Source organism: Variovorax humicola, from assembly GCF_037889915.1.
Taxonomy (GTDB): domain Bacteria; phylum Pseudomonadota; class Gammaproteobacteria; order Burkholderiales; family Burkholderiaceae_C; genus Variovorax; species Variovorax humicola.
Genome location: NZ_JBBKZV010000008.1, coordinates 116263 through 138683 on the forward strand (window position 1 = coordinate 116263; position 22421 = coordinate 138683).

Consider the following 22421-nt stretch of genomic DNA (forward strand, 5'->3'; position numbering starts at 1 on the left):
TCCGCCGCGTGCGGCGCGCGCCTTCGATCGGCTCGCCTCACGCCCCTTCGATTCTTCGAGCGTTGCAGGATGCAGCGCAGACTTCTGGAACCCCCATGTCCGACAACAAAACCGCTGGCGCCACCGACTATCGCGCCACCCTCAACCTGCCCGATACCCCGTTCCCGATGCGCGGCGACATGGCCAAGCGCGAGCCCGGGTGGGTGAAGGAGTGGGAGGACGAAGGCCGCTACCACCGCCTGCGCGACGCCCGTGTCGGCGCGCCCAAGTTCATCCTGCACGACGGCCCGCCCTATGCCAACGGGCAGATCCACATGGGCCATGCGGTCAACAAGATCCTGAAGGACATGATCACCAAGGAGCGACAGCTCGAAGGCTACGACGCGCTCTACGTACCGGGCTGGGACTGCCACGGCCTGCCGATCGAGAACGCCATCGAGAAGAAGTACGGCCGCAACCTGAGCCGCGACGACATGCAGGCCAGGAGCCGCGCCTTCGCGACCGAGCAGATCGCGCAGCAGATGGTGGACTTCAAGCGCCTGGGCGTGCTGGGCGAGTGGGACCATCCGTACAAGACCATGGACTTCGCCAACGAGGCGGGCGAACTGCGTGCCTTCAAGCGCGTGATCGAGCGCGGCTTCGTGTATCGCGGGCTGAAGCCGGTGTATTGGTGCTTCGACTGCGGCTCGTCGCTGGCCGAGTTCGAGATCGAATACGCCGACAAGAAGTCACAGACCCTCGACGTGGCCTTCAAGGCGCACGATCCGGCCAGGCTGGCTGCCGCCTTCGGCCTGCCGGAATTGACCAAGAAAGCCTTCGCCGTCATCTGGACCACCACCGCCTGGACCATCCCGGCCAATCAGGCGATCAACCTGAACCCCGAGCTGGACTACGCGCTGGTCGACACGCCGCGCGGCTTGCTGGTGCTGGCCGCCTCGCTTGTCGAGATGTGCCTGAACCGCTATGCGCTCGACGGCGAGGTGCTGGCCACGGTCAAGGGCGAGAAGCTCGGCGGGCTCGAATTCGAGCATCCGCTGTACGACGTCGATGTGGGCTACCGGCGCCTGTCGCCCGTGTATCTGGCCGACTATGCAACGGCCGACGATGGCACCGGCCTGGTCCACTCCTCGCCGGCCTACGGCGTGGACGACTTCAACTCCTGCATCGCGCATGGGGTGGCATACGACGACATCCTGAACCCTGTGCAGGGCAACGGCAGCTACGCGGCCGACTTCCCGCTGTTCGGCGGCCAGAACATCTGGAAGGCCGTGCCCGTCATCATCCAGGCACTGCGCGACGCCGGCCGCCTGATGACGACCGAAGGCATCACCCACAGCTACCCGCACTGCTGGCGCCACAAGACGCCGGTGATCTACCGCGCCGCGGCGCAATGGTTCGTGCGCATGGACGAAGGCGAAGGCGTGTTCACCAAGGACAAGGCGCCGAAGACGCTGCGCCAGACCGCGCTCGAAGCCATCGAGCAGACCAGCTTCTACCCCGAGAACGGCAAGGCGCGCCTGCACGACATGATCGCCAACCGGCCCGACTGGTGCATCAGCCGGCAGCGCAGCTGGGGCGTGCCGATCCCGTTCTTCCTGCACAAGGATTCAGGCGAGCTGCATCCGCGCACGATGGAGATCCTCGACCAGGCCGCCGACATCGTCGAGGAAGGCGGCATCGAGGCCTGGAGCCGCGTCACCGTCGAGGAAATGCTGGGTGCCGCAGACGCGCCCCACTACACCAAGAGCACCGACATCCTGGAGGTGTGGTTCGACTCGGGTTCGACCTTCTGGCACGTGCTGCGCGGCACGCACCCCACGGTGCACCACGAAACCGGCCCCGAGGCCGACCTGTACCTCGAAGGACATGACCAGCATCGCGGCTGGTTCCATTCGTCGCTGCTGATCGCCAGTGCGCTCGAAGGCCGCGCGCCGTATCGCGGCCTGCTCACGCACGGCTTCACCGTCGACAGCCAGGGCCGCAAGATGAGCAAGTCGCTCGGCAACGGCATCGATCCGCAGGAGGTCAGCAAGAAGCTGGGCGCGGAAATCATCCGCCTGTGGGTCGCTGCCAGCGACTACTCCGGCGACATCGCCGGCGACGACAAGATCCTGGCGCGCGTGGTGGATGCGTATCGCCGCATCCGCAACACGCTGCGCTTCCTGCTGGCGAACACGAGCGACTTCGACATCGCAAAGGATGCGGTGCCGCTCGACCAGTTGCTGGAGATCGACCGCTACGCGCTGGCCCGCGCAGCGCAGTTCCAGGCCGAGATCCTGGCGCACTACAAGGTCTACGAGTTCCATCCGGTGGTGGCCAAGCTGCAGGTGTATTGCTCGGAAGACCTGGGCGCGTTCTACCTCGACATACTGAAGGACCGCCTTTACACGACCGCGCCGGGTTCGCTGGCGCGCCGCAGCGCTCAGACCGCGCTCTGGCACATCGCGCAGGCAATGCTGCGCTGGATGGCGCCGTTCCTGAGCTTCACGGCCGAGGAGGCGTGGAAGCTGGTCGGCGACGGCCGGTCGATCTTTGCGCAGGTGTTCAGCCAATTCGGTGCACCCGACGAAGCATTACTGGCCAAGTGGAACCGCATCCGCGAGATCCGCGACGACGTCAACAAGCAGATCGAGGCGGTGCGGGCCGAGGGCAAGGTTGGCTCGTCGCTGCAGGCCAACATCGAACTCATCGCGGGCCCTGAAGACCATGCCCTGCTGGCCAGCCTGGGCGATGACCTGAAGTTCGTGTTCATCACCTCTGCGATCAGCCTGGTGACCGGCAGCGCCGTGTCGACCCAGGTCAAGGTAAGCACGGACGCGAAGTGCGAGCGCTGCTGGCATTACCGCCCCGACGTTGGCCACGATGCAGCCCATCCGACGATCTGCGGCCGCTGCACCAGCAACCTGCATGGCGCCGGCGAAGCGCGGAGCTTCGCCTGATGGCGAGACGTTCGGCTTCTTCCGCGTCGGGTACCGGCGTCTGGCCCTGGCTGGGACTGGCCGCGATCATCCTGATCATCGACCAGTTCACCAAGACGCTGATCCTCGGCTACTACCAGTACGGCGGCGTCACCGAGATCACGAGCTTCTTCAACATCGTGCGGGCGCACAACACGGGCGCGGCGTTTTCGTTCCTGGCGGATGCGGCTGGGTGGCAGCGCTGGATGTTCACCGGCATCGGCGTGGTTGCAGCCGTGTTCATTTTCTGGATGCTCAGGAAGCATGCCGGACAGAAGCTGTTTTCGTTCGCGATGGCCTGCATCCTGGGCGGCGCGATCGGCAATGTGATCGACCGGATGATGCACGGCTACGTGGTGGACTTCCTGGACTTTCATCTGGGCGGCAAGCACTTTCCGGCATTCAACGTGGCCGACAGCGCGATCACCATCGGCGCGGTTTGCCTGGTGCTGGACGAGCTGCGGCGGGTCCGGAAAAGCTGAAACCGCCGACCTGGCGGGCATTTCGCAAGGCAGAGGGTGTTCTATAGTCCCTCCGCTCAATGAAACATTTGCTGAACTTGTTGGCAGCGGTTGCGCTGCTTGTGTGGGGTACCCACCTCGTTCGCACAGGCGTGCTGCGCGTCTTCGGCGCCAATCTGCGCAAGTTCCTTGCGCGCAGCATGCGCAATCGGTTCACGTCCGCCCTGTCGGGCATCGCGGTCACCGCGCTGGTGCAGTCAAGCACGGCCACCTCGCTGATGACTTCGTCCTTCGTCGGGCAGGGACTGGTGACACTGCCTGCGGCGCTGGCCGTGATGCGCGGCGCCGATGTCGGAACGGCCCTGATGTCGGTGCTGTTCTCCACCGATTTGTCCTGGCTGTCGCCGCTGTTCATCCTGGTCGGCGTGGTGCTGTTCATCACCCGCGCGGCGAGCGCGGCGGGGCGCTTCGGCCGCGTGCTGATCGGGCTGGGGTTGATGCTGCTGGCACTGCAGTTGGTCGTCGAGGCGACGGGCCCGCTTTTCTCCGCGCCCGCGGTCCGCGCATTGCTCGCGTCGCTCAACAGCGATGTGTTGCTGGAGATCACCATCGGCGCGGCCTTCGCCGTCGTGGCCTATTCCAGCCTGGCCGTGGTGCTGCTGGTCGCGGCCATGGCCAGTTCGAACGTGGTGCCGCTCGACGTGGCGCTGGGCCTGGTGCTCGGGGCCAATCTCGGCAGCGGCATCCTCGCGGTGCTGACGACCGCCAAGTCCGAGATTCCAGTTCGGCACGTGACCGTCGGCAATCTGATCTTCAAGCTGCTCGGCGTGGCGATTGCGGCGCCCTTTGTCGGGCTGTATCTCAAGCACGTTCGGCACTATGTGGCGGATGCGACGCACCTGGTGGTGCTGTATCACCTGGCCTTCAACGTCGTGGTGAGCATCGGCTTCATCGGGCTGACGAACCGTGTCGCGTTGCTGGTGACGCGCCTGATGCCGGCACCGGTGGAGCCTGTCGCCACGCAGCGGCGGCATCACCTGGACCCTTCTGCCCTCTCCACGCCCAGCCTGGCCATCTCCAACGCCGCGCGCGAGGCGCTGCACCAGGCGGACATCGTCGAGACCATGCTGATCGGCATGCTCAACGTGATCCGGCACAACGACCTGCGACTGGCGCGGGAGTTGCGCGACCTGGACGACACGGTGGACGAGCTGTACTCGTCCATCAAGTACTACATGACGAAGATCTCGCGCGAAGCCCTGGGCGAAGACGAGAGCAAACGCTGGACCGACATCATCAGCTTCACCATCAATATGGAGCAGATCGGCGACATCATCGAGCGCGTGATCATCGACATCGAGGACAAGAAGATCAAGCCGCAGCGCAACTTCTCCGACGCGGGCATGCGGGAGATCGTCGAGCTGCACGAGCGGCTGGTGGCCAACCTGCGGCTCAGCATGAGCGTGTTCCTGAACGGCAACGTGCGCGACGCACAGAGACTGCTGCAGGAAAAGGCGCGCTTCCGCGACCTGGAACGAGCCTATGCGACCACGCACCTGGCCCGGCTCTCTGAGCAGACCGCGCTGAGCATCGAGACCAGTTCGCTGCACATCGACCTGATCAGCGACCTGAAGCGCATCAATTCGCACATCTGCTCGATTGCATATCCCATCCTCGATTCGGCCGGGGCCTTGGCGCCTAGCCGGCTGCGCGCGTCGCGGCTCGGGGATTTGTAGCTCGCCCCCAGGCTCCACCCACTACGTGCGCTCCTCCCACCCCCTGCCGGGGGCAACACCAGCGGCCTGGCAAAGCCAGTTCCACGGTGTTTCTGGAATGTTTGATTGGTCTGTTTGATCCGGTCTGGCCGCCGCCGCTTTCAGCCGGCGCGCTTGAGCGGCGGCACTGCCGTTGCGATCGGCTCGATGCGCCTGGCATAGCGCTGCGCCAGCACCGCGCAGACCATGAGCTGGATCTGGTGGAACAGCATCAAGGGCAGCACGATGGCGCCGACCGCGTGGGAGGCAAAGAGCACCTTGGCCATCGGGATGCCGCTGGCCAGGCTCTTCTTCGAGCCACAGAAAACGATGGTGATCTCGTCGGCCTTGACGAAGCCGAGCTTGCGCGCGATCCAGGTGGTGCTGGTGAGGGCCAGCGCGAGCAGCACCACGCACACGACGATCAGGCCGGCCAGCGCGCTCAAGGGCACCTCTTTCCACAAGCCCTCGATCACGGCCGCGCTGAATGCGGTGTAGACCACCAGCAGGATCGAGCCCTGGTCGACGAACTTGAGCACATGGGCGCGCTTCTTCATGAAGCCGGCGATCAGCGGTCGCATCAGGTGGCCGACGGCGAAGGGCAGCATGAGTTGCATCAGGATGCGGCCGATGGCGTCAAGCGCGCTGCCGGCGCCGCCGCCGCTGTGGGGCACGACCAGCAGGTTCACGAGGATCGGCGTGACGAACACCCCCAGCAACGTCGAGGCCGAGGCGCTGCAAACCGCCGCCGGTATGTTGCCGCGCGCCATCGACGTGAAGGCGATGGCCGACTGCACCGTGGCCGGCAACACGCACAGGAACAACACGCCGGTGTAGATGTCGGGCGTCACCAGCGGTGACAGCACCGGTTTGAGCGCGAAGCCGAGCACCGGGAACAGCACGAAGGTGCAGGCGAACACCAGGAGATGCAGGCGCCAGTGCATGATGCCCGCCAGGATGGCTTCGCGCGAAAGCTTGGCGCCGTGCAGGAAAAACAGCAGGCCGATCGCGAACGTCGTCAGCCCTTCGAAGAAACGGGCCGCGTCGCCGCTCGCGGGCAGGAAGCTGGCCAACGCGACGGTGGAGACGAGGGCAAGCGTGAAGTTGTCGGGGAGAAAGCGTGAGCGGGCCATGGACGCTATTGGACGCCCCGGTCATTCAAAAGTGAAATGGATTTATCTGATAGATATATTCATTCATCTCATCAATAAGCGCTTTGCGGCTCCTCCCGCCGGCGCAGGCAGAAATCGATCAGGTCGTCGAGTTCGCTGGCCTTGTCGAACACCGCATCGGCGCCGAGTTGGGCGCACTTGCGGCGCATGTCGGGCGACGTGTGGTTGCTCAGCACGACGATCTTGCGGGCCGGATCGCGATCGCGCCAGGCTTCCAGGATGCTCAGCCCGGTTCCCTGTCTCAGGAAGAGGTCGACGATGACCAAGTCCCACTCGTCGTCGTGGTCGAGCAGCCAGCGCACGGCGTCGTCCTCGGAATCGGCCGTGCCCACCGGGTCGACATGCGCCACTTCGCGCAGCGTGCTGACCAGGTGACGGAGGATCGTCGGGTTGTCCTCGATGATGAAAGCTCTGACTTCAGTCATGGGTCTCCTTTTTCAGCGGAGGCTATGCTCGGTCGCACGTGAATACGCAGTCCCCGTGCGCAACCGAAAGTAGGAGAACTCCCTGCTTGTGGACGTGCGCTGCGTCAGAGCGTCAGCACGGTGCAACCTGTGGTCTTGCGCGCTTCGAGGTCCCGATGCGCCTGTTGCACGTCCGCCAGTGGATAGCGCTGCTCGACCGGGATCTTCACGGCCCCGCTTTCGACCACGGCGAATAGGTCGTCCGCCATCGCCTGCGTGGCCTCGCGCGTGGCGATGTGGGTGAACAGCGTCGGGCGCGTCAGGTAGAGCGAGCCCTTGGACGCCAGCGTGCCCAGGCTGACCGGCGGCACCGGTCCTGAGCCGTTACCGAACACCGCCAGCAGGCCGAACGGCCGCAGGCAGTCGATCGAGCCGTCGAAGGTGTCCTTGCCGACCGAGTCGTAGACCGCCTTCACGCCCTTGCCGCCCGTGATTTCCCGGACCTGCGCGGCAAAGTTGCCGGTGCTGTAGTTGATCGCATGGGCAGCGCCATGGTCCAGCGCCAGCTTGCACTTGGCGTCGGTGCCTGCCGTGCCGATCAGCTTCAACCCGAGCGCCTTCGCCCACTGGCAGGCAATCAGGCCCACGCCGCCGGCTGCCGCGTGGAAGAGGATGTGGTCGCCGGGCTGCAAGCCTTCCACGGGCAAGGTCTTCTTGAGCAGGTATTGCGCCGTCAGGCCCTTGAGCATCATGGCCGCGCCGGTCTCGAACGAGATGGCGTCCGGCAATTTGCAGACATTCTTGGCTGGCATCACACGCAGCTCGCAATACGCGCCTGGCGGGTTGCTGGCGTAGGCGGCGCGGTCGCCGGCCTTGAGGTGCTGGACACCCTCGCCCACCGCCTCCACCACGCCAGCCGCCTCCATGCCCAGGAGAAGCGGCATCTTGAACGGATAGAGCCCGCTGCGCTGATAGGTGTCTATGAAATTCAGCCCCAAGGCCTTGTGGCGGATGCGGATCTCGCCCGGCCCGGGATCGCCCACGTCGACCTCGACGATCTTCAGCTCTTCAGGACCGCCATGGCGGTCGATGCGGACGGCTTTGCTCTGCATGTCGAGGGGCTCCTTGCGGCGGTTCTGCGGGGAACGGATCGTGCCACGAAACAATGACAACTGTCGCAGTACCGATACGCAGTCAGGGAAAGCCCGCCCGAGCGACGGTAAAGTCCCATCAGAACGTGCCCGGATAGGCCCCGCCGTCGGTCAACACATTCTGGCCAGTGATGTAGCCGGCCTGCATGCTGCAGAGGAAGGCGCACACCGCGCCGAACTCCTCAGGCGTGCCGAAGCGGGCGGCCGGGATGCTCTTCATCCGGGCGGCGCGCAGCATGTCGATGTCCTGGCCGGTCTTCTGTTTCGCGGCTTCCATCATCCCCCTGATCCGGTCGGTGTCAAAAACACCCGGCAGCAGGTTGTTGATGGTCACGCCCTTGGCCGCGATGGACGTGCGCGCCACGCCGGCGACGAATCCGGTCAGCCCACTGCGCGCGCCATTCGAGAGGCCGAGCACATCGATTGGCGACTTCACCGAACTCGACGTGATGTTGACGATGCGGCCATAGCCACGCGCAGCCATGCCATCGACGGTGGCCTTGATGAGCTCGATCGGCGTCAGCATGTTGGCGTCCACGGCCTTGATCCAGGCCTCTCGGTCCCAGTCGCGGAAGTCGCCCGGGGGCGGCCCACCTGCGTTGGTGACCACGATGTCGTAGTCGGCGTGCGCGGCAAATGCGGCTGCGCGGCCTTCGGCGGTGGTGATGTCGGCCGCGACATGCTTGACGAAGGGGGCGGAGGCCGCGCGGACCGCCATCAGTTTCGCGGCGGCGGCCTGCAGCACCTCGGCGCCGCGCGCCACGATCACCACGTTCACGCCTTCGCGCACCAGCGCCTCCGCGCAGCCCAGGCCGAGCCCTTTGCTCGCACCACACACCAAGGCTGTCTTGCCCACGATTCCCAAGTCCATGATCGGCTTTCCTACGGTGTTTCAAAAAGCCGAGATGATCCTCGGAACCTTCCCGGCTGTCGACCGAAGCGCCGGAGAGCCCCCGAGACTCGCCGGATTCTGCGCGCGGTAGATGCCATGGCCCGCTGCGACCCGCGCCGCGCTCACCGCCCCGTTCGCGTGAACACGAAGATGCCGGCGATCACCAGCACCGTACCTACCGCGATCCAGATGGTAAACGGCTCGCCCAGGATGACGATGCCCATGAGGATGGTCGACATCGGGCCGATCATGCCGGTCTGTGCGGCCACCGCGGCGCCAATGCGCTCGATGGCCATCATCACCATCAGTACCGGAACGGCCGTGCACAAGGTGGCGTTGAGCACCGACAGCCATATCACCTGGGGTGCCACGGCGAACGCCGAATCCAGGGGCCGCAAAACCGCGAACTGGGCGATGCAGAACAGGCAGGCCACGCTTGTCGCAAGCCCCACCAGGCGCAATGACCCGAGCCGCTTGACGAACTCGCCGCTATAGATAAGGTACCCCGCGTAACTCACCGCGCTCAGGAAGCACAGGAACGCGCCCCACGCCGCGAGCCCGCCACCAGCGCCCGTGCCACCCCAGATTTCATGGCCGAACACCAGCGCGACGCCGATGTAGCTGATGGCCATGCCGATCAGTTGCCTGCGAGAGGCCCGGCGCCGATACAGCACCCAGCCGAACAACAGCACCAGCGTCGGGTTGAGGTAGAGGATGAGTCGCTCGAAGCCCGCGCTGATATAGGCGAGACCGGCAAAGTCGAGGAAGCTCGCGAGGTAGTAGCCCGAGAAACCCAGTCCCAGCACGCCGAACCAGTCGCGCATCGTCAGCGCCGGCTTGCCGCGGCCGGCCCACCAGGCCATGAGCGCGAACAACGGCAACGCAAACAGCATGCGCAACATGATGAGCGCGACCGCGTCGACACCGTGGCGGTACGCGAGCTTGACGATGATCGCCTTGCCGCTGAATGCGATGGCGCCCACAGTCGCCAACACCAGCCCCGCTGCACGACCGGAACCTCGCGGGATTGCGGGGAACGCCGCAGAACCGGCGCCGCCGGCCTGCGGGGGTTGCACGCTTGAAGGGGATTGGAGGAGCGACACGAAATGCGGGGACCTTGAAGGTGGGCCTAGTAACCGGCGGCCAAGCCGTCGCGGCGCGGATCGCTGGCCGCGACGTAGCCCTCGACACCCGGATCGCCCTGGCGCCAGATGAACTGGCCCGCGCCGAAGTCCTGGTAGGAATCGTTGATGACTTCCGTCTGGTGGCCGAGCGCGCCCAGGCCCTGGATGGTTTGCGCATTCATCGCCGATTCGACGTTGATCTCGAACCCGGCATTGAAGCGCCAGCGCGGCGCATCGCAGGCAGCCTGCAGGTTCTGCTTGTAGTCGATCATGCGCACCAGTGTCTGCATGTGGCCCTGCGGCTGCATGTTGCCGCCCATCACGCCGAAGCTCATCACCGGCTCGCCGTCCTTGGTGAGGAAGGCCGGGATGATGGTGTGGAAAGGCCGCTTGCCCGGCGCCACGACATTTGGGCTGTCGGCCTTGAGGCTGAAGCCGTGGCCACGGTTCTGCAGGCTGATGCCGAATTCCGGCTCCACGCAGCCCGAGCCGAAGCCCATGTAGTTGCTCTGGATGAAGCTGACCATCATGCCGCGCTCGTCGGCGGCGGTGAGGTAGATGGTGCCGCCCTTGACGGGGTTGCCGGCCTTGAAGTCCTGTGCCTTGTTCACGTCGATCAGTTTGGCACGCGATGCCAGGTAGGCGTCATCGAGCATTTGCGCGGGGGTCACCGTCATCGACGATGGCTCCGACACGTAGCGGTACACGTCGGCAAAGGCCAGCTTCATGGCTTCGATCTGCAGGTGCTGCGATGCAACCGAGTCGACCGGCAGCGAGGCGATGTCGAACTTCTCGAGGATGCCCAGCGCGATCAGCGCCGCGATGCCCTGGCCGTTCGGCGGGATCTCGTGCAGCGTGTAGCCGCGGTAGTCGCGCGAGATGGGCGTGACCCATTCGGGCTGGTAGGCCGACAGGTCTTCCACGGTGAGCGCCCCGCCCTGCTCCTTTGAAAACCTTGAGATGGCTTCGGCAATCTCGCCGCTGTAATACGCCTCGCCCTTGGTGCGGGCGATGGCCTTGAGCGCACGGGCCGCGGCGGCAAAGCGGAACAACTCGCCCACTTCCGGCGCGCGCCCCCAAGGCAGGAAGGCTTGCGCAAAGCCCGGCTGCCCCTGCAGCAGCGGCGTCGCGGCGGCCCATTTCTGTTGCACCACCGGCGGCATCAGGTAGCCGCGCTCGGCGATGTCGATGGCCGGCGCCATGAGGTCCGCGAACGGCAGCTTGCCAAAGCGGTCGCTCAACGCAACCCAGCCACGCACCGCGCCCGGCACGGTGACCGAGTCGATGCCGCGCTGCGGGGGCGTGGTCTTGTCGGCGCCGTACTTGTTGCGGAAGTAGTCGGGCGTCCATGCCTTCGGCGCTGGGCCGGAGGCATTGAGGCCATGCAACTGCTGCCCGTCCCAGAGAATGCAGAAGGCATCGCTGCCCAACCCGTTGCTCACGGGCTCGACCAGCGTCATCACGGCAGCCGTTGCAATGGCCGCATCGACCGCGTTGCCGCCCTGCTGCAGGATGCGCAGACCCGCCTGCGCGGCCAGCGGATGCGAGGTCGACACCACATTGCGCGCAAACACGGGAATGCGGGTGGAGAGATAGGGGTTGGCGTAATCGAATTTCATGCAGAGCCTCTTCTGTGAGCAGCGAATGGGGCGAGCTAGTTCAATCACTCGTGATCTTGCGATCGACGATGATCTTTTTCCACTTGGCAGTGTCGTCGGCCACGGTCTTGGCCAGTTGGTCGGGCGTGCTGATCACGGGCTCGATGCCCAGCCGCGAGAGCTTGTCCTTCACATCCGGATCGGCCAGTGCCTGGTTGGCCGCGGTGTTGATGCGCGCCACCAATTCAGGCGGCAAGCCCTTGGGGCCATACAGGCCGAACAGCGTGTTGGACTCGTAGCCGGGCAGGGTGTCGGCCACCGCCGGCAAATCGGGTGCCAGCGGGCTGCGCTTGAGCGAGGTCACGCCGAGCGCACGAAGACGACCGTCGCGCACATAGGGCAGCCCGGTGGGCAATGAATCGAACAGCAAGTCGACCTTGCCGCTCATCAGGTCGGGGATCGCGAGGGCCGTGCCCTTGTAAGGGATGTGCGTGACCTGCACGCCTGCCTGCGCCTTGAACAGCTCGGCCGACAGTTGCACGATGGTGCCGGGGCCGCTCGATGCGTAGTTGAGCTTGTCGGGATTCTTCTTCGCGTAGTCGATGAACTCCTTCACCGTCTTCGCGGGGGAAGTGTTTGGAACCAGCATGATGCTCGGCGCGTTGCCGACGTGGGCGATGGGCGTGAAGTCGCGCACCGTGTCGTACGGCAGCTTGTTGGGCAGGGCCGGCCCGATGGAATGCGTGCTCGTGGTGGCGAGCAGCAGCGTGTAGCCGTCAGCGGGCGCTTTCGCTGCGGCGTCGGAACCGATCGAACCACCGGCCCCCGGCTTGTTGTCGATGACAAAAGTGGCGCCGAGCGTTTCGGCCATCTTGTGGGTGAGCGTGCGCGCAAACAGGTCGGTGGCGCCGGCTGCGGGGAACGGAACGATCAGGCGAATCGGCCTGGAGGGGTAGTTCTGGGCCCAGGCGGGCAAGGTCGACATCAGCAGCGCGGTCACCAGCGCAAGGCTTCTGCGTTTCATTGGATCGTTTCTTTCATGGACATCTGAAGGGCGTGGCGCCTCGCCTCCCCGCGAGCCGCGCGCTCGATTGGACACGCGCCGCATTCAAACGGGAAATGGATTTATTTGATAGATATATGATCCGTCCGCATGAATGTGACGTTGCGCCAGCTTCGGGTTTTCCTTGCGGTGGCCGAGAGCCGCAACTTCAGCCGCGCGGGCAACCAGATCGGGCTGACGCAGCCCGCCGTGAGCCGGTCGATCGTCGAGTTCGAGGCACAGCTGGGCCTCAAGCTGCTGGACCGCACGACGCGTGAAGTCGCGCTGACCGAGGCCGGCCAATCGCTGGCCGCACGGCTCCACCGCGTGCTCGACGAGTTGGAGCAAACCCTGCTCGACGTGCAGGGCATGTCGAACGCGCGCCGCGGCAAGGTGCGCGTTGCCAGCAGCCCGACGCTGTCGGCCAACCTCATGCCCGCCTGTATCGCGGCCTGCGCCAAGGTGGAGCCGGACATCGAACTGGTGCTGCTCGACCGCATCCAGCAGGACGTGCTCGACAGTGTGCGGGCGGGCGAAGTCGACTTCGGCGTGGTGATCGAGCCAGCCTCGCCGGACGACCTGCATTGCGAAACCATCCTGGCCGATCCGTTCTGCCTCGTGGTTCCGCCGGGGCACCGCTTCGCCGGCCGCAAGCAACTGCGCTGGTCGGCGCTCGACGGCGAGGCGCTGGTACTGCTCGACCATGCCTCGGGCAGCCGCCGCCTGATCGACCAAGCCTTGCAGCATCAGGGCGCCCACTGCACGGTGCGCCAGCAAGTCGGCCACCCGACCACTGCGTTCCGCATGCTCGAAGCCGGCCTCGGCATCAGCGTGATGCCGTCGCTGGCCGTGCCGCCCGCGGGCTTTCGCAACCTACAGGTGGTGCAACTCACACCGCGCATCGATCGCGCCGTGATGCTGGTCCACCGCCGCAACCGCGCCCCCGCCCCGCTGGCCCAGCGCGTGTGGGGCCTGATCCGCGATACCGCGACCGACGTTCACCCCGCCCCATGAAAAACGGCGCCCGAAGGCGCCGTTTCTGTTCACGGGCGAGCGTCAATCCTCTTCTTCGTGGAAGGCTTCCTCGCGCTTCGCCTTGATCGAAGGCATCAGCACGATCACAAGCAACAGCGCAGCTGCGGCCAGCAGCACGGCCGAGATCGGCCGCAGGACGAACACGCTCCAGTCGCCCCGCGACAGCAACAACGCGCGGCGCAGGTTCTCTTCCATCATCGGCCCGAGGATGAAGCCCAGCAGCAGCGGCGCCGGCTCGCAGCCCAGCTTGAAGAACAGGTAGCCGATGAAGCCGAAGCCGCCCACCATCCAGATGTCGAAGGTGTTGTTGTTGGTCGAGTACACGCCGATCGCGCAGAACAGCACGATCGCCGGGAACAGGTACTTGTAGGGCACCGACAGCAGCTTGATCCACATGCCGATCAGCGGCAGGTTCAGGATGATGAGCATCGCGTTGCCGATCCACATCGAGGCGATCAGGCCCCAGAACAGCTCGGGGTTGCTGGTCATCACCTGCGGGCCCGGCTGGATGTTGTGGATGGTCATGGCGCCGACCATCAGCGCCATCACCGCGTTGGGCGGAATGCCCAGCGTCAGCAGCGGGATGAACGAGGTTTGAGCGCCAGCGTTGTTGGCCGACTCGGGGGCCGCCACGCCGCGGATGTTGCCCTTGCCGAACGGCACTTCGCCCGGGTGCAGCTTGGTCTTCTTCTCGATGGTGTAGGCCGCAAAGGCCGCCAGCAGCGCGCCGCCGCCGGGCAGGATGCCCAGCGCCGCACCCAGCGCCGTGCCGCGAAGCACGGCAGGCAACATGCGCTTGAAGTCTTCCTTGGTCGGGAACAGGCCCGAGACCTTGGCCGTAAACACTTCGCGCTCGTGCTCGGGGCGCGACAGATTGGCAATGATTTCGCCATAGCCGAACACGCCCATCGCGATGGCCACGAAGCCGATGCCGTCGGTGAGTTCGGGCACGTCGAAGCTGAAGCGCGCCACGCCCGAATTCACGTCGGTGCCGACCAGGCCGAGCAGCAGCCCGAGCACGATCATGGCGATAGCCTTGAGCAGCGAACCCGAGGCCAGCACCACGGCGCCGATCAGGCCCAGGATCATCAGCGAGAAGTATTCGGCCGGGCCGAACTTGAAGGCCAGCTCGGTCAGCGGCGGCGCGAACGCCGCCAGGATCAGCGTGCCGACGCAACCCGCAAAGAACGAGCCCAGACCGGCCGCGGAAAGCGCGGGCCCCGCGCGGCCCTTGCGCGCCATCTGGTAGCCGTCGATCACGGTCACCACCGAGGACGATTCGCCCGGCAGGTTGACCAGGATGGCCGTGGTGGAGCCGCCGTACTGCGCCCCGTAGTAGATGCCGGCCAGCATGATGAGCGCCGACACCGGCGGCAGCGCATAGGTGGCGGGCAGCAGCATCGCGATGGTCGCGACCGGGCCGATGCCCGGCAACACGCCGATCAGCGTGCCCAGGATGCAGCCGATCAGGCAATACAGCAGGTTGGTGAAGGTGAACGCTACGCCGAAGCCGAGCGAGAGGTTGTTGATCAGGTCCATGGTTGTTTTCCTGTCAACCCGTGATGAAGGTCGGCCAGACCTGGATCTGGAGCTTGAGCGCCCAGATGAATGCGATGTAGCTGCCGATGGCCAGCACGGTGGCGAGCACGAGCACCTTCTTCAGGTCGAATTCGTGGCCGGCCAGGCTGGCGATGATGACCAGCGCGTAGATCGCGATGATCATGCCCATGGCCGGCACGCCGATACTCGGCAGGCCGCCGAGCAGCAAGCCGAACGCGAGGTTGGCGCCGATGATGTAGACGATCTGCTTCCAGGCCCACTTGCCGATCGGCTCGCCGTCTTCGGTCTCGGCGGTCAGGCTGGTGAACATGATGACAAGGCCGATCAGCCCCATGACGATGCCAAGCATCAACGGGAAGTAGCCCGGCCCCATGCGGGCGCCGTTGCCGACGTTGTAGGTGCTGGCGCCCCATGCGAATGCCGCACCGGCCACGGCAAACATCAGTCCCGAATAGAAGTCCTTCTGACTCTTGATTCTCACGAACAGTCTCCTCGAATGGATCGAGCAGACATTGTCCGGTCAGCATCCGGTCAGGTTGATGTGGGTTCCACTAACCGGCGCATTAGGGATTACCCGGCCGGACCGGTGCGGCGATCTATTCCAGCGGCGGGGTCGCAGCCAGCACTTCCTCGATGGTCGTCACACCTTCCGCCACGCGCAGCGCGCCGGCCAATCGCAAGGGCCGCATGCCATCGGCCACTGCCTGGCGCCGCAGGCCGATGAGGTTCGGCTCCTTGTTGACCAGGCCTTTGAAACCCTCGGTTACGGTGAGCAACTCGTACAGGCCCATGCGGCCCATGTAGCCGGTCATGCGGCAGTCGACGCAGCCGACCGCCTTGCAGGCGCGCACGGAGCCGCTGATCTGCCAGGGCGCGACGAACTCCGCCAGCTTTTCGCGCGTCATCGACTCGTCGGGCTTCTTGCAATGGGAGCACAGGGTGCGCACCAACCGCTGCGCGAGCACACCGAGCATCACGGCGTTGATGAGGTAGGACGGCACACCAAGCTCCATGAGCCGCGTGATGGCGCTCGGCGCATCGTTGGTGTGCAGCGTGCTGAACACCAGGTGGCCGGTGAGCGCGGCCTGCACCGCCATGTCGCCGGTGGCGAGGTCGCGGATTTCGCCGACCATGATGATGTCCGGGTCTTGCCGCATCAAGGCGCGCAAGCCTTCGGTGAAGCCGAAATCGAGTTGCGGCTGCACCTGCGTCTGGTTGAACGAAGGCTCGATCATTTCGATCGGGTCTTCGATGGTGCTGACGTTGACCTCCTCAGTCGCCACGCGCTTGAGCGTCGAATAGAGCGTGGTGGTCTTGCCGGAGCCGGTCGGCCCCGTCACGAGGATGATGCCGTGCGGCCGCGTCACCAATTGCTGCCAGCGCTGCGCATCGTGCTGCGCGAAGCCGAGCGCATCGAGATCCTTCACGGCGGTGTCGGGGTCGAAGATTCGCATCACCATCTTTTCGCCGAAGGCCGTGGGCAAGGTCGACAGGCGCATTTCGACTTCGTCGCCGCGCATGTTGCGGGTCTTGATGCGGCCGTCGAGCGGGCGGCGCTTCTCGACCACGTCCATGCGGCCGAGCAGCTTGATGCGCGCGACCATCGCGTTCATCACGCCCATCGGCATCTGGTAGGCCGGATGCAGCACGCCGTCGATGCGGAAGCGGATCACGCCCTGCTCGCGGCGCGGCTCCAGGTGGATGTCGCTGGCACGCTGGTCGAAGGCGTATTGCCAGAGCCAGTCGACCACCTGCACCACGCTCTGGTCGTTCGCGTCGAGCTGCTTGTTGCTCTTGCCGAGCTCGACCAGTTGCTCGAAGCTCGCGCGTGCCGTGCTGCCGCCGGCCTTCTGCGCAGCCCGCACCGACTTGGCCAGCGCGAAGAACTCGGCCCGGAAGCGCTGGATGTCGGAAGGATTGGCCACGACACGGCGCACCTTGCGGCGCGACTGGCGCTCGACCTCGGGAATCCAGTCGGTGACGAACGGTTCCGCCGTGGCGACTACCAATTCGGTCGGCGAGACCTGCACCGGCAGCACCTTGTGCCGCTCGGCATAGGCCGCGCTCATGGTGTCGGCCACCTTGCCCACGTCGACCTTGAGCGGATCGATGCGCAGGTAGGCCAGGTCGGCGCGCACGGCCAACCACTGCGTGAGCATCTCGAGATCGAGCGGCTTGCCGTCCTGTTCGCGCGTCATCGCGACATTGGCCAGCCGGACCATGGGCGCCTGCTTGCTCTCTGCCTGGGCGCAGCGCGCAATGGTGCGCTTGGCTTCCTCGCGCGAGATGACGCCGTCCGTCGCAAGCCATTCGATCAACTGGCGCAGTTCGAGCGGGCCTTCAGGGCGGCCGGATGCAGGATTCGTCGGATGCAGTGGCGAGACAGCGCTCATTGAAAATAACCTCCGTGCTACGCACTGCTCATGGATTGTGAGGCTTGAACACCCGCAGCCACTTGGGCGCGGGCAAACCCCAGCGAGTCTGGATGGTTTGCGCCCGGTCGGCAAGCACCGGGCGCTTTGGACGTTGCGGCGAGCGATGCGCCAGCACCACGGTGTTGCCCTCGCGCGTCGGCTTGAAGGCCCACACGGCGTCGGCACCGAAGGCATTGACTATCTGTTCCAGGCTCCGCGCGTAGCTCGACGAGCGGCCGAACAGGTTCACTGTCATCGCGCCGTCTTCGGTGAGCAGCGTGCGGCAGTCCGCATAGAAGGCTTCGCTGTCGAGCACCGGCGCCGCAGCTTCATGGTCGTACAGGTCGACCTGCAGGGCATCGACCGTGCCGATCCATTGCGGCTTGCGGATCTCGACACCCGCATCGGCGATGACGACGCTCAGCTTCAAGTCATCAGCCGGCAGCTTGAACCAGCCGCGGCAGGCCGCGACCACCTGTGGATTGAGTTCGATGGCCGTGGTGCGCATGCGCAAGGTCTTGCGGCTGAACTTGGTGAGCGTGGCGGCACCGAGGCCGAGTTGCATCGCGTGGCGCCCTGCCACGCTCGACGGTTCGACGAACAGCAACCAGGCCATCATGCGCTGCACGTACTCCAGTTCGATCTCGAACGGCGCGTCGAGCTTCATCGAGCCCTGGACCCATTCGGTGCCCAGGTGCAGGTAGCGTACGTCGCCCCAGTCGGAGAAATTGACTTCTGGCAGTTCGATCGCTTTGGTTTTCATCAGGATGGTCGGGCTATGCCATGCCGCACGAACACTTCGCGCCAGGCATCGAGTTTGCGATCGAAGCTCCAGCTCGCGTTGGCCGGGCTGGTCGACGGCAGTTTGTAGACGGGTACGCCGAGCTCGGACGTGTGGCGGGCGTGGCGGAAGCTCTCGCCGCCGTTGTGAACGACGGCCGCAAGCCTCGGCAGCTCGAGGCTGGCGATGTCGTTGACGACGGCGTCGCGGATGGCGGTGTCGAGGCTTCCTTCACGGCGGCATGCGGCATAGACATCCCAAAGGCCAAGCCCGCGGTCGAGCAGCCATGCGCTGCGCTGCTCGTAGCCATCGGTCCGATCCGGCAGCGGATGGGCGGGCCAGACGGCTTGGACGATCTTCCAGAAATGGTTCTGCGGGTGCGCATAGTACTGCTGCCGAGCTATTGACCGCGCACCGGGAAAGCTGCCTAAGATGAGCACGGCGGTGTCGTTTGAAACCAGCGGCGCCAGCCCAGTAAGCAAGGTGCCGGCGTCGTCGTCGCGTCGTGTTGCCAGCTTGTTCATAACGCCTGCCGGTCAGTCGACTTCGGCGCCCTCGAGGATAAGGACATGAAGGACATGATGAATACGGAAGCGATCTGGCTGTTCCTGACGACGCAAGGGGTGGATTTTGGCCTGAAAGTGATCGGCGCTCTCGTTGCCTGGGGGATCGGTCGCTGGCTGATTCAGCTGGCGCAAAACCTCCTGGGCAAGGCACTGGCGCGTGGCAAGCGCATGGACGCCACGCTGAGCAACTACATCGTCTCGATTGTCGGCGTGTTGCTGAACATTCTCCTGATCCTGTCGATCCTGGACATGTTCGGCATCAAGACCACCTCGTTCGCAGTGCTCCTGGCCGGCGCGGGCCTGGCCATCGGCACGGCCTGGGGCGGCTTGCTCACGCATTTCGCGGCGGGCGTGTTCCTGCAGGTGCTGCGGCCCTATGTCGTTGGGGACTACGTCACCATTGGCGGCGTGAACGGCACGGTCAGCGAGTTGGGCCTCTTCGGTACCAGCGTGATCACGCCCGACAACACGCTCTGCATGATCGGCAACAACAAGGTGCTGTCCGACACCATCCAGAACTTCAGCCGGCTCAAGTTCCGGCGCGTCGACGTGACGGCCAAGGTGGCCAACGGCGTGGACGTGAACCAGGCGATCCAGTTGCTGAAAGACGCGGTCGGCAAGATTCCGAACACTTCGCCAGAGCAGCCGGCAGACGTCGAGATCCTGCAGTTCACGCCGGAGGGGCCGTTGCTGGCGGTGCGGCCCTACACCCACACCGACCACTACTGGCAGGTGTATTTCGACACCCACCGCGCCATCGTGCAGACTTTCGGCGCGGCAGGCTACCCGACCCCGGAAACGCCCATCGTGCGCCGCAGCATCGTGCCGCCGGCAGAACCCCAGGTCCAATGACAAAAACCCGCCGTCGGCGGGTTTTTGCGCTGCGCGGAGGGCCGAAGCTCAGGGCTTCGTAGCCGGAAGTTCCGAACCGATCTTGTCACCGACCTTGCGGGTGGCGTCGGCTGCCGCCGTACCGGCATTGCTCACGGCCTTGCCGGTGGCGTCGACGGCCTTGCCGGTCGCGTCCACGGCCTTGCTGGTGCCCGACTTGGTGGCGTCCCAACCCTTTTCGGTCGTCTTCTTGGTCTCATCCCAGCCCTTGGCCGTGGTCTTCTTGGTCTTGTGCCAGGCCTTCTTCGTGCCCTGCTTCGTGGAGTCGTAAGCCTTGACGGTGCCTTCCTTGGTCGCGTCGTAGGCCTTGACGGTGCCTTCCTTGGTGGCATCGTAGGCCTTCACGGTACCCTCCTTGGTGGCGTCGTACGCCTTGACCGTGCCTTCCTTGGTCGCATCGTAGGCCTTCTTTCCGGCGTCTTCGATCTTTTCAGTGGTACTCGGAGTGGCCGCCGTCTGCGCACCGGCCGGCACGCACACCGATGCCACGGCAATGGCCAGCGCTGCGGGCAGTAGGCGGATTGAGGACGTGTTCATTTCGAAAGCTCCTTAGATGTGTGATCTTCAATTGACGTGACGATTGCCACCCTGAAGCAACGGTCTCCGACGGCCCGAGGATGACACCAAAAACGTGCCCTGAAACGCGGCTGTGGCAAATCGGGCACTCGGCCTACCCGGCGGGCGGGACAAAGTCTGACGAATCGGTCAGCTTTTGCAGCCGCGGCAGCGCCAACAGCGCGTTGTGCGTCGTCGCCCGCGCCAGCGCCGCGGTCTCGATCCCTCGCAAATCGGCCATCACCCCGGCGATCCGCGGCAATTCGGCCGGCTCGTTGCGACCCTGCGGCTGGCCGGCCGCGCGTTCTTCTTGCGTTCGATAAAGCCAGTGCGGCGGAATGTCGGGTGCATCGGTCTCCAGCACGATGGACGCCAGGGGCAAGGTCGCCGCAAGCCGGCGCAATTGCAGCGCCCGCTCGAAAGTCACCGCCCCGCCAAAGCCGAGCCTCAGGCCCAGCGCGATGCATGCGCGGGCCTGCTGCTCGCTGCCGTTGAACGCATGCGCAATGCCGTGCCAGCGTGCGCCGGGTCCCCCCACCTGGCGCAGGTGCTTCACCACCTGGTCGACGGAGCGCCGCACGTGGATGACCAAGGGCAATCCATGCTGGCGCGCCAACTGCAACTGGGTGTGAAAGAAGTGCGCCTGCTTTTCAGCATCGAGGCCCGGCACGAAGAAGTCGAGGCCGATCTCGCCGACGGCCACCAGCCGCGGGTCGTCATGATGCGCTTGCAGGGCATCGGCCAGCGTTTGCAGATCGGCCTCGGTCGCCTGGCCGGTGCACAGCGGATGGATGCCGAGCGCGTAGGCGTCGCCCTGCCGGTGCGCCAATTCGCGCACTGTGTCGAAATTGAAGGCGGAGACCGCCGGAATGACACACATGCCCACGCCCGCGCGCGCGGCCCGGGCGCGCACGGCCGGCGTCTCCGCGCCGAACTCGGCCGCGTCGAGGTGGCAGTGGGTGTCGATGTAGGCCGGCATCGCCGGCATGATGCCCGAAGGGATGCACGGCGGCACAAAGCGTGCTACCGTGAAACCTTCCACGCGCCATCTTTGCCGGAGGTGTACCGATGCGCAGGCCCGCCCTCTACAGCAGCTCGCCCCGCGCGCCGCAATCTGCAGGCGAGCCGCCGTCTGCGGACGTGCCAGGTACAGCCGACGCGAATCCCGCCTCAGCCGGGCCGGCCTCCAAGGCCGGATGGCAGCCGGGCCGACGCAGTTTTGCGCTGCTGGTGCTGCTGTGCGCCAGCCTCGTCAGCGGGTCGTTCCTTTACGGCCCCCGCAATACACCCCCCAAGCTGACGCAAAAAGACATCGACTCGGCCGTGCTGCGCACGCTGCAAACCAACACCCTGCCCTCTGCCGCCGCCAAGGCCGCTGAAATCATCCGGCCTTCCGTGGTGCGCGTGGTCGGGTACGGCCCCGAAAAGGCGACACCCGAGGCCAAGACCGAGAAGCGCGGCCGCAATCTCGCCAAGGGCAAGCCGCCCGAGGCAACCGACCCGCCCGGCGAAGTGGAGCGCGGCGTGGGCACCGGCGTGGTGATCGTCGACAAAGGCATGATCCTCACCAACCTCCACGTGATCGCAGGGTCCGAGAAGATCAAGGTCACGTTCTACGACGGACTGGAAGCGGACGCCAACGTCGTCAGCGTGCAGCCCGAGAACGATCTCGCCGTGCTGCAGGCCAGGAAGATCCCGGACGACCTGATCCCCGCCACGATGCGCTCCACCGATGACCTGCAGTCCGGCGACCAGGTCGTGGCGGTCGGCTTTCCGTTCGGCATCGGGCCTTCCGTCTCGGCGGGTGTGGTGTCGGGCCTGAAACGCGCCTTCCGCTCGCCTGAAGGCAAGCAGGAACTGAGCAACCTGATCCAGTTCGACGCCGCGGCCAATCCCGGCAATTCGGGCGGCCCGCTGGTCAACATGGACGGCGAGGTGCTCGGCATCGTCACCGCCATCCTGAACCCGACGCAGGCGCGCACCTTCATCGGCATCGGCTTTGCCGTGCCGATCGAGAACGCGGCCGCCGCCGTTGGTACTTCACCCTTCTGAAAGACGAGAAAA

Annotated in this window: 20 protein-coding genes; 6 read left to right on the top strand and 14 right to left on the bottom strand. The window is 65.4% G+C overall.

Annotated elements, in window-relative coordinates:
• The first annotated feature begins 95 nt into the window (after positions 1–95).
• Genes ileS through WKW80_RS15805 form a run of 3 tightly spaced genes read left to right on the top strand, consistent with a single transcriptional unit; the run spans position 96 to position 5154 of the window.
• Entirely contained in the window at positions 96–2939 is a 2844-nt protein-coding gene (gene ileS, locus WKW80_RS15795) for an isoleucine--tRNA ligase (RefSeq protein ID WP_340364517.1), read from the top strand.
• Entirely contained in the window at positions 2939–3439 is a 501-nt protein-coding gene (lspA, locus tag WKW80_RS15800; RefSeq protein WP_340364518.1) for a signal peptidase II, read from the top strand. The genes ileS and lspA overlap by 1 nt, the downstream gene beginning before the upstream one ends.
• Positions 3440–3498: 59 nt before the next feature.
• Complete coding sequence (locus WKW80_RS15805) at positions 3499–5154, top strand: Na/Pi cotransporter family protein (protein ID WP_340364519.1); 1656 nt, start codon at positions 3499–3501, stop codon at positions 5152–5154.
• 140 nt (positions 5155–5294) lie between these two features.
• On the opposite strand, the gene WKW80_RS15810 is transcribed toward WKW80_RS15805, so the two are convergent.
• The 7 genes from WKW80_RS15810 to WKW80_RS15840 all read right to left on the bottom strand — a co-directional run bounded on the left by WKW80_RS15810 (position 5295) and on the right by WKW80_RS15840 (position 12537).
• Positions 5295–6305: a bile acid:sodium symporter family protein gene (locus WKW80_RS15810; RefSeq protein WP_340364520.1), complete on the bottom strand. Its 1011-nt coding sequence runs from the start codon at positions 6303–6305 to the stop codon at positions 5295–5297.
• A 71-nt stretch (positions 6306–6376) separates the two neighbouring features.
• Complete coding sequence (locus WKW80_RS15815) at positions 6377–6769, bottom strand: response regulator (protein ID WP_340364521.1); 393 nt, start codon at positions 6767–6769, stop codon at positions 6377–6379.
• A 104-nt stretch (positions 6770–6873) separates the two neighbouring features.
• Positions 6874–7860, bottom strand: a complete 987-nt coding sequence (locus WKW80_RS15820; RefSeq protein ID WP_340364522.1) for a quinone oxidoreductase family protein — start codon at positions 7858–7860, stop codon at positions 6874–6876.
• Positions 7861–7978: 118 nt separating this feature from the next.
• Complete coding sequence (locus WKW80_RS15825; RefSeq protein ID WP_340364523.1) at positions 7979–8770, bottom strand: SDR family oxidoreductase; 792 nt, start codon at positions 8768–8770, stop codon at positions 7979–7981.
• Positions 8771–8913: 143 nt separating this feature from the next.
• Positions 8914–9819 (bottom strand): DMT family transporter, encoded by a 906-nt coding sequence (locus WKW80_RS15830; protein ID WP_340364603.1) that lies wholly within the window; start codon positions 9817–9819, stop codon positions 8914–8916.
• A gap of 101 nt (positions 9820–9920) precedes the next feature.
• A complete protein-coding gene (locus WKW80_RS15835) occupies positions 9921–11534 on the bottom strand; it encodes a gamma-glutamyltransferase family protein (RefSeq protein WP_340364524.1) in 1614 nt (537 codons plus the stop codon).
• Positions 11535–11574: 40 nt separating this feature from the next.
• The gene (locus WKW80_RS15840; RefSeq protein WP_340364525.1) at positions 11575–12537 is read right to left on the bottom strand and encodes a Bug family tripartite tricarboxylate transporter substrate binding protein; all 963 of its coding nucleotides are present in this window, start codon (positions 12535–12537) and stop codon (positions 11575–11577) included.
• A gap of 129 nt (positions 12538–12666) precedes the next feature.
• Between WKW80_RS15840 and WKW80_RS15845 the strand changes: the two genes are divergently transcribed.
• Positions 12667–13569, top strand: coding sequence for a LysR family transcriptional regulator (locus WKW80_RS15845; protein WP_340364526.1), 903 nt, complete (start codon positions 12667–12669; stop codon positions 13567–13569).
• Positions 13570–13611: 42 nt separating this feature from the next.
• Here the strand turns inward: WKW80_RS15845 and WKW80_RS15850 are convergent, their stop codons facing one another.
• The 5 genes from WKW80_RS15850 to WKW80_RS15870 all read right to left on the bottom strand — a co-directional run bounded on the left by WKW80_RS15850 (position 13612) and on the right by WKW80_RS15870 (position 18869).
• Positions 13612–15129: a tripartite tricarboxylate transporter permease gene (locus tag WKW80_RS15850; protein WP_340364527.1), complete on the bottom strand. Its 1518-nt coding sequence runs from the start codon at positions 15127–15129 to the stop codon at positions 13612–13614.
• Positions 15130–15142: 13 nt separating this feature from the next.
• The gene (locus tag WKW80_RS15855; RefSeq protein ID WP_340364528.1) at positions 15143–15631 is read right to left on the bottom strand and encodes a tripartite tricarboxylate transporter TctB family protein; all 489 of its coding nucleotides are present in this window, start codon (positions 15629–15631) and stop codon (positions 15143–15145) included.
• 115 nt (positions 15632–15746) lie between these two features.
• On the bottom strand, positions 15747–17543 hold the full coding sequence (gene tfpB / locus WKW80_RS15860) for a type IV pilus assembly ATPase TfpB (RefSeq protein ID WP_340364529.1): 1797 nt from the start codon (positions 17541–17543) through the stop codon (positions 15747–15749).
• A gap of 28 nt (positions 17544–17571) precedes the next feature.
• Positions 17572–18327, bottom strand: a complete 756-nt coding sequence (locus WKW80_RS15865) for a class I SAM-dependent methyltransferase (RefSeq protein ID WP_340364530.1) — start codon at positions 18325–18327, stop codon at positions 17572–17574.
• Positions 18327–18869, bottom strand: coding sequence for a DNA-deoxyinosine glycosylase (locus WKW80_RS15870; protein ID WP_340364531.1), 543 nt, complete (start codon positions 18867–18869; stop codon positions 18327–18329). Before WKW80_RS15870 ends, WKW80_RS15865 begins: the two co-directional genes overlap by 1 nt.
• A 57-nt stretch (positions 18870–18926) precedes the next feature.
• On the opposite strand from WKW80_RS15870, the gene WKW80_RS15875 reads away from it, so the two are divergent.
• Positions 18927–19763 (top strand): mechanosensitive ion channel family protein, encoded by an 837-nt coding sequence (locus tag WKW80_RS15875; RefSeq protein ID WP_340364604.1) that lies wholly within the window; start codon positions 18927–18929, stop codon positions 19761–19763.
• 48 nt (positions 19764–19811) lie between these two features.
• On the opposite strand, the gene WKW80_RS15880 is transcribed toward WKW80_RS15875, so the two are convergent.
• Both WKW80_RS15880 and WKW80_RS15885 read right to left on the bottom strand, forming a co-directional pair.
• Positions 19812–20339 carry a hypothetical protein gene (locus WKW80_RS15880; protein WP_340364532.1) on the bottom strand — a complete coding sequence of 176 codons (528 nt, stop codon included), beginning with the start codon at positions 20337–20339 and terminating at the stop codon, positions 19812–19814.
• Between the two features lie 133 nt (positions 20340–20472).
• Positions 20473–21336, bottom strand: a complete 864-nt coding sequence (locus WKW80_RS15885) for a TatD family hydrolase (RefSeq protein ID WP_340364605.1) — start codon at positions 21334–21336, stop codon at positions 20473–20475.
• An 89-nt stretch (positions 21337–21425) separates the two neighbouring features.
• On the opposite strand from WKW80_RS15885, the gene WKW80_RS15890 reads away from it, so the two are divergent.
• The gene (locus tag WKW80_RS15890) at positions 21426–22409 is read left to right on the top strand and encodes a S1C family serine protease (RefSeq protein ID WP_340364533.1); all 984 of its coding nucleotides are present in this window, start codon (positions 21426–21428) and stop codon (positions 22407–22409) included.
• Positions 22410–22421: the final 12 nt, after the last annotated feature.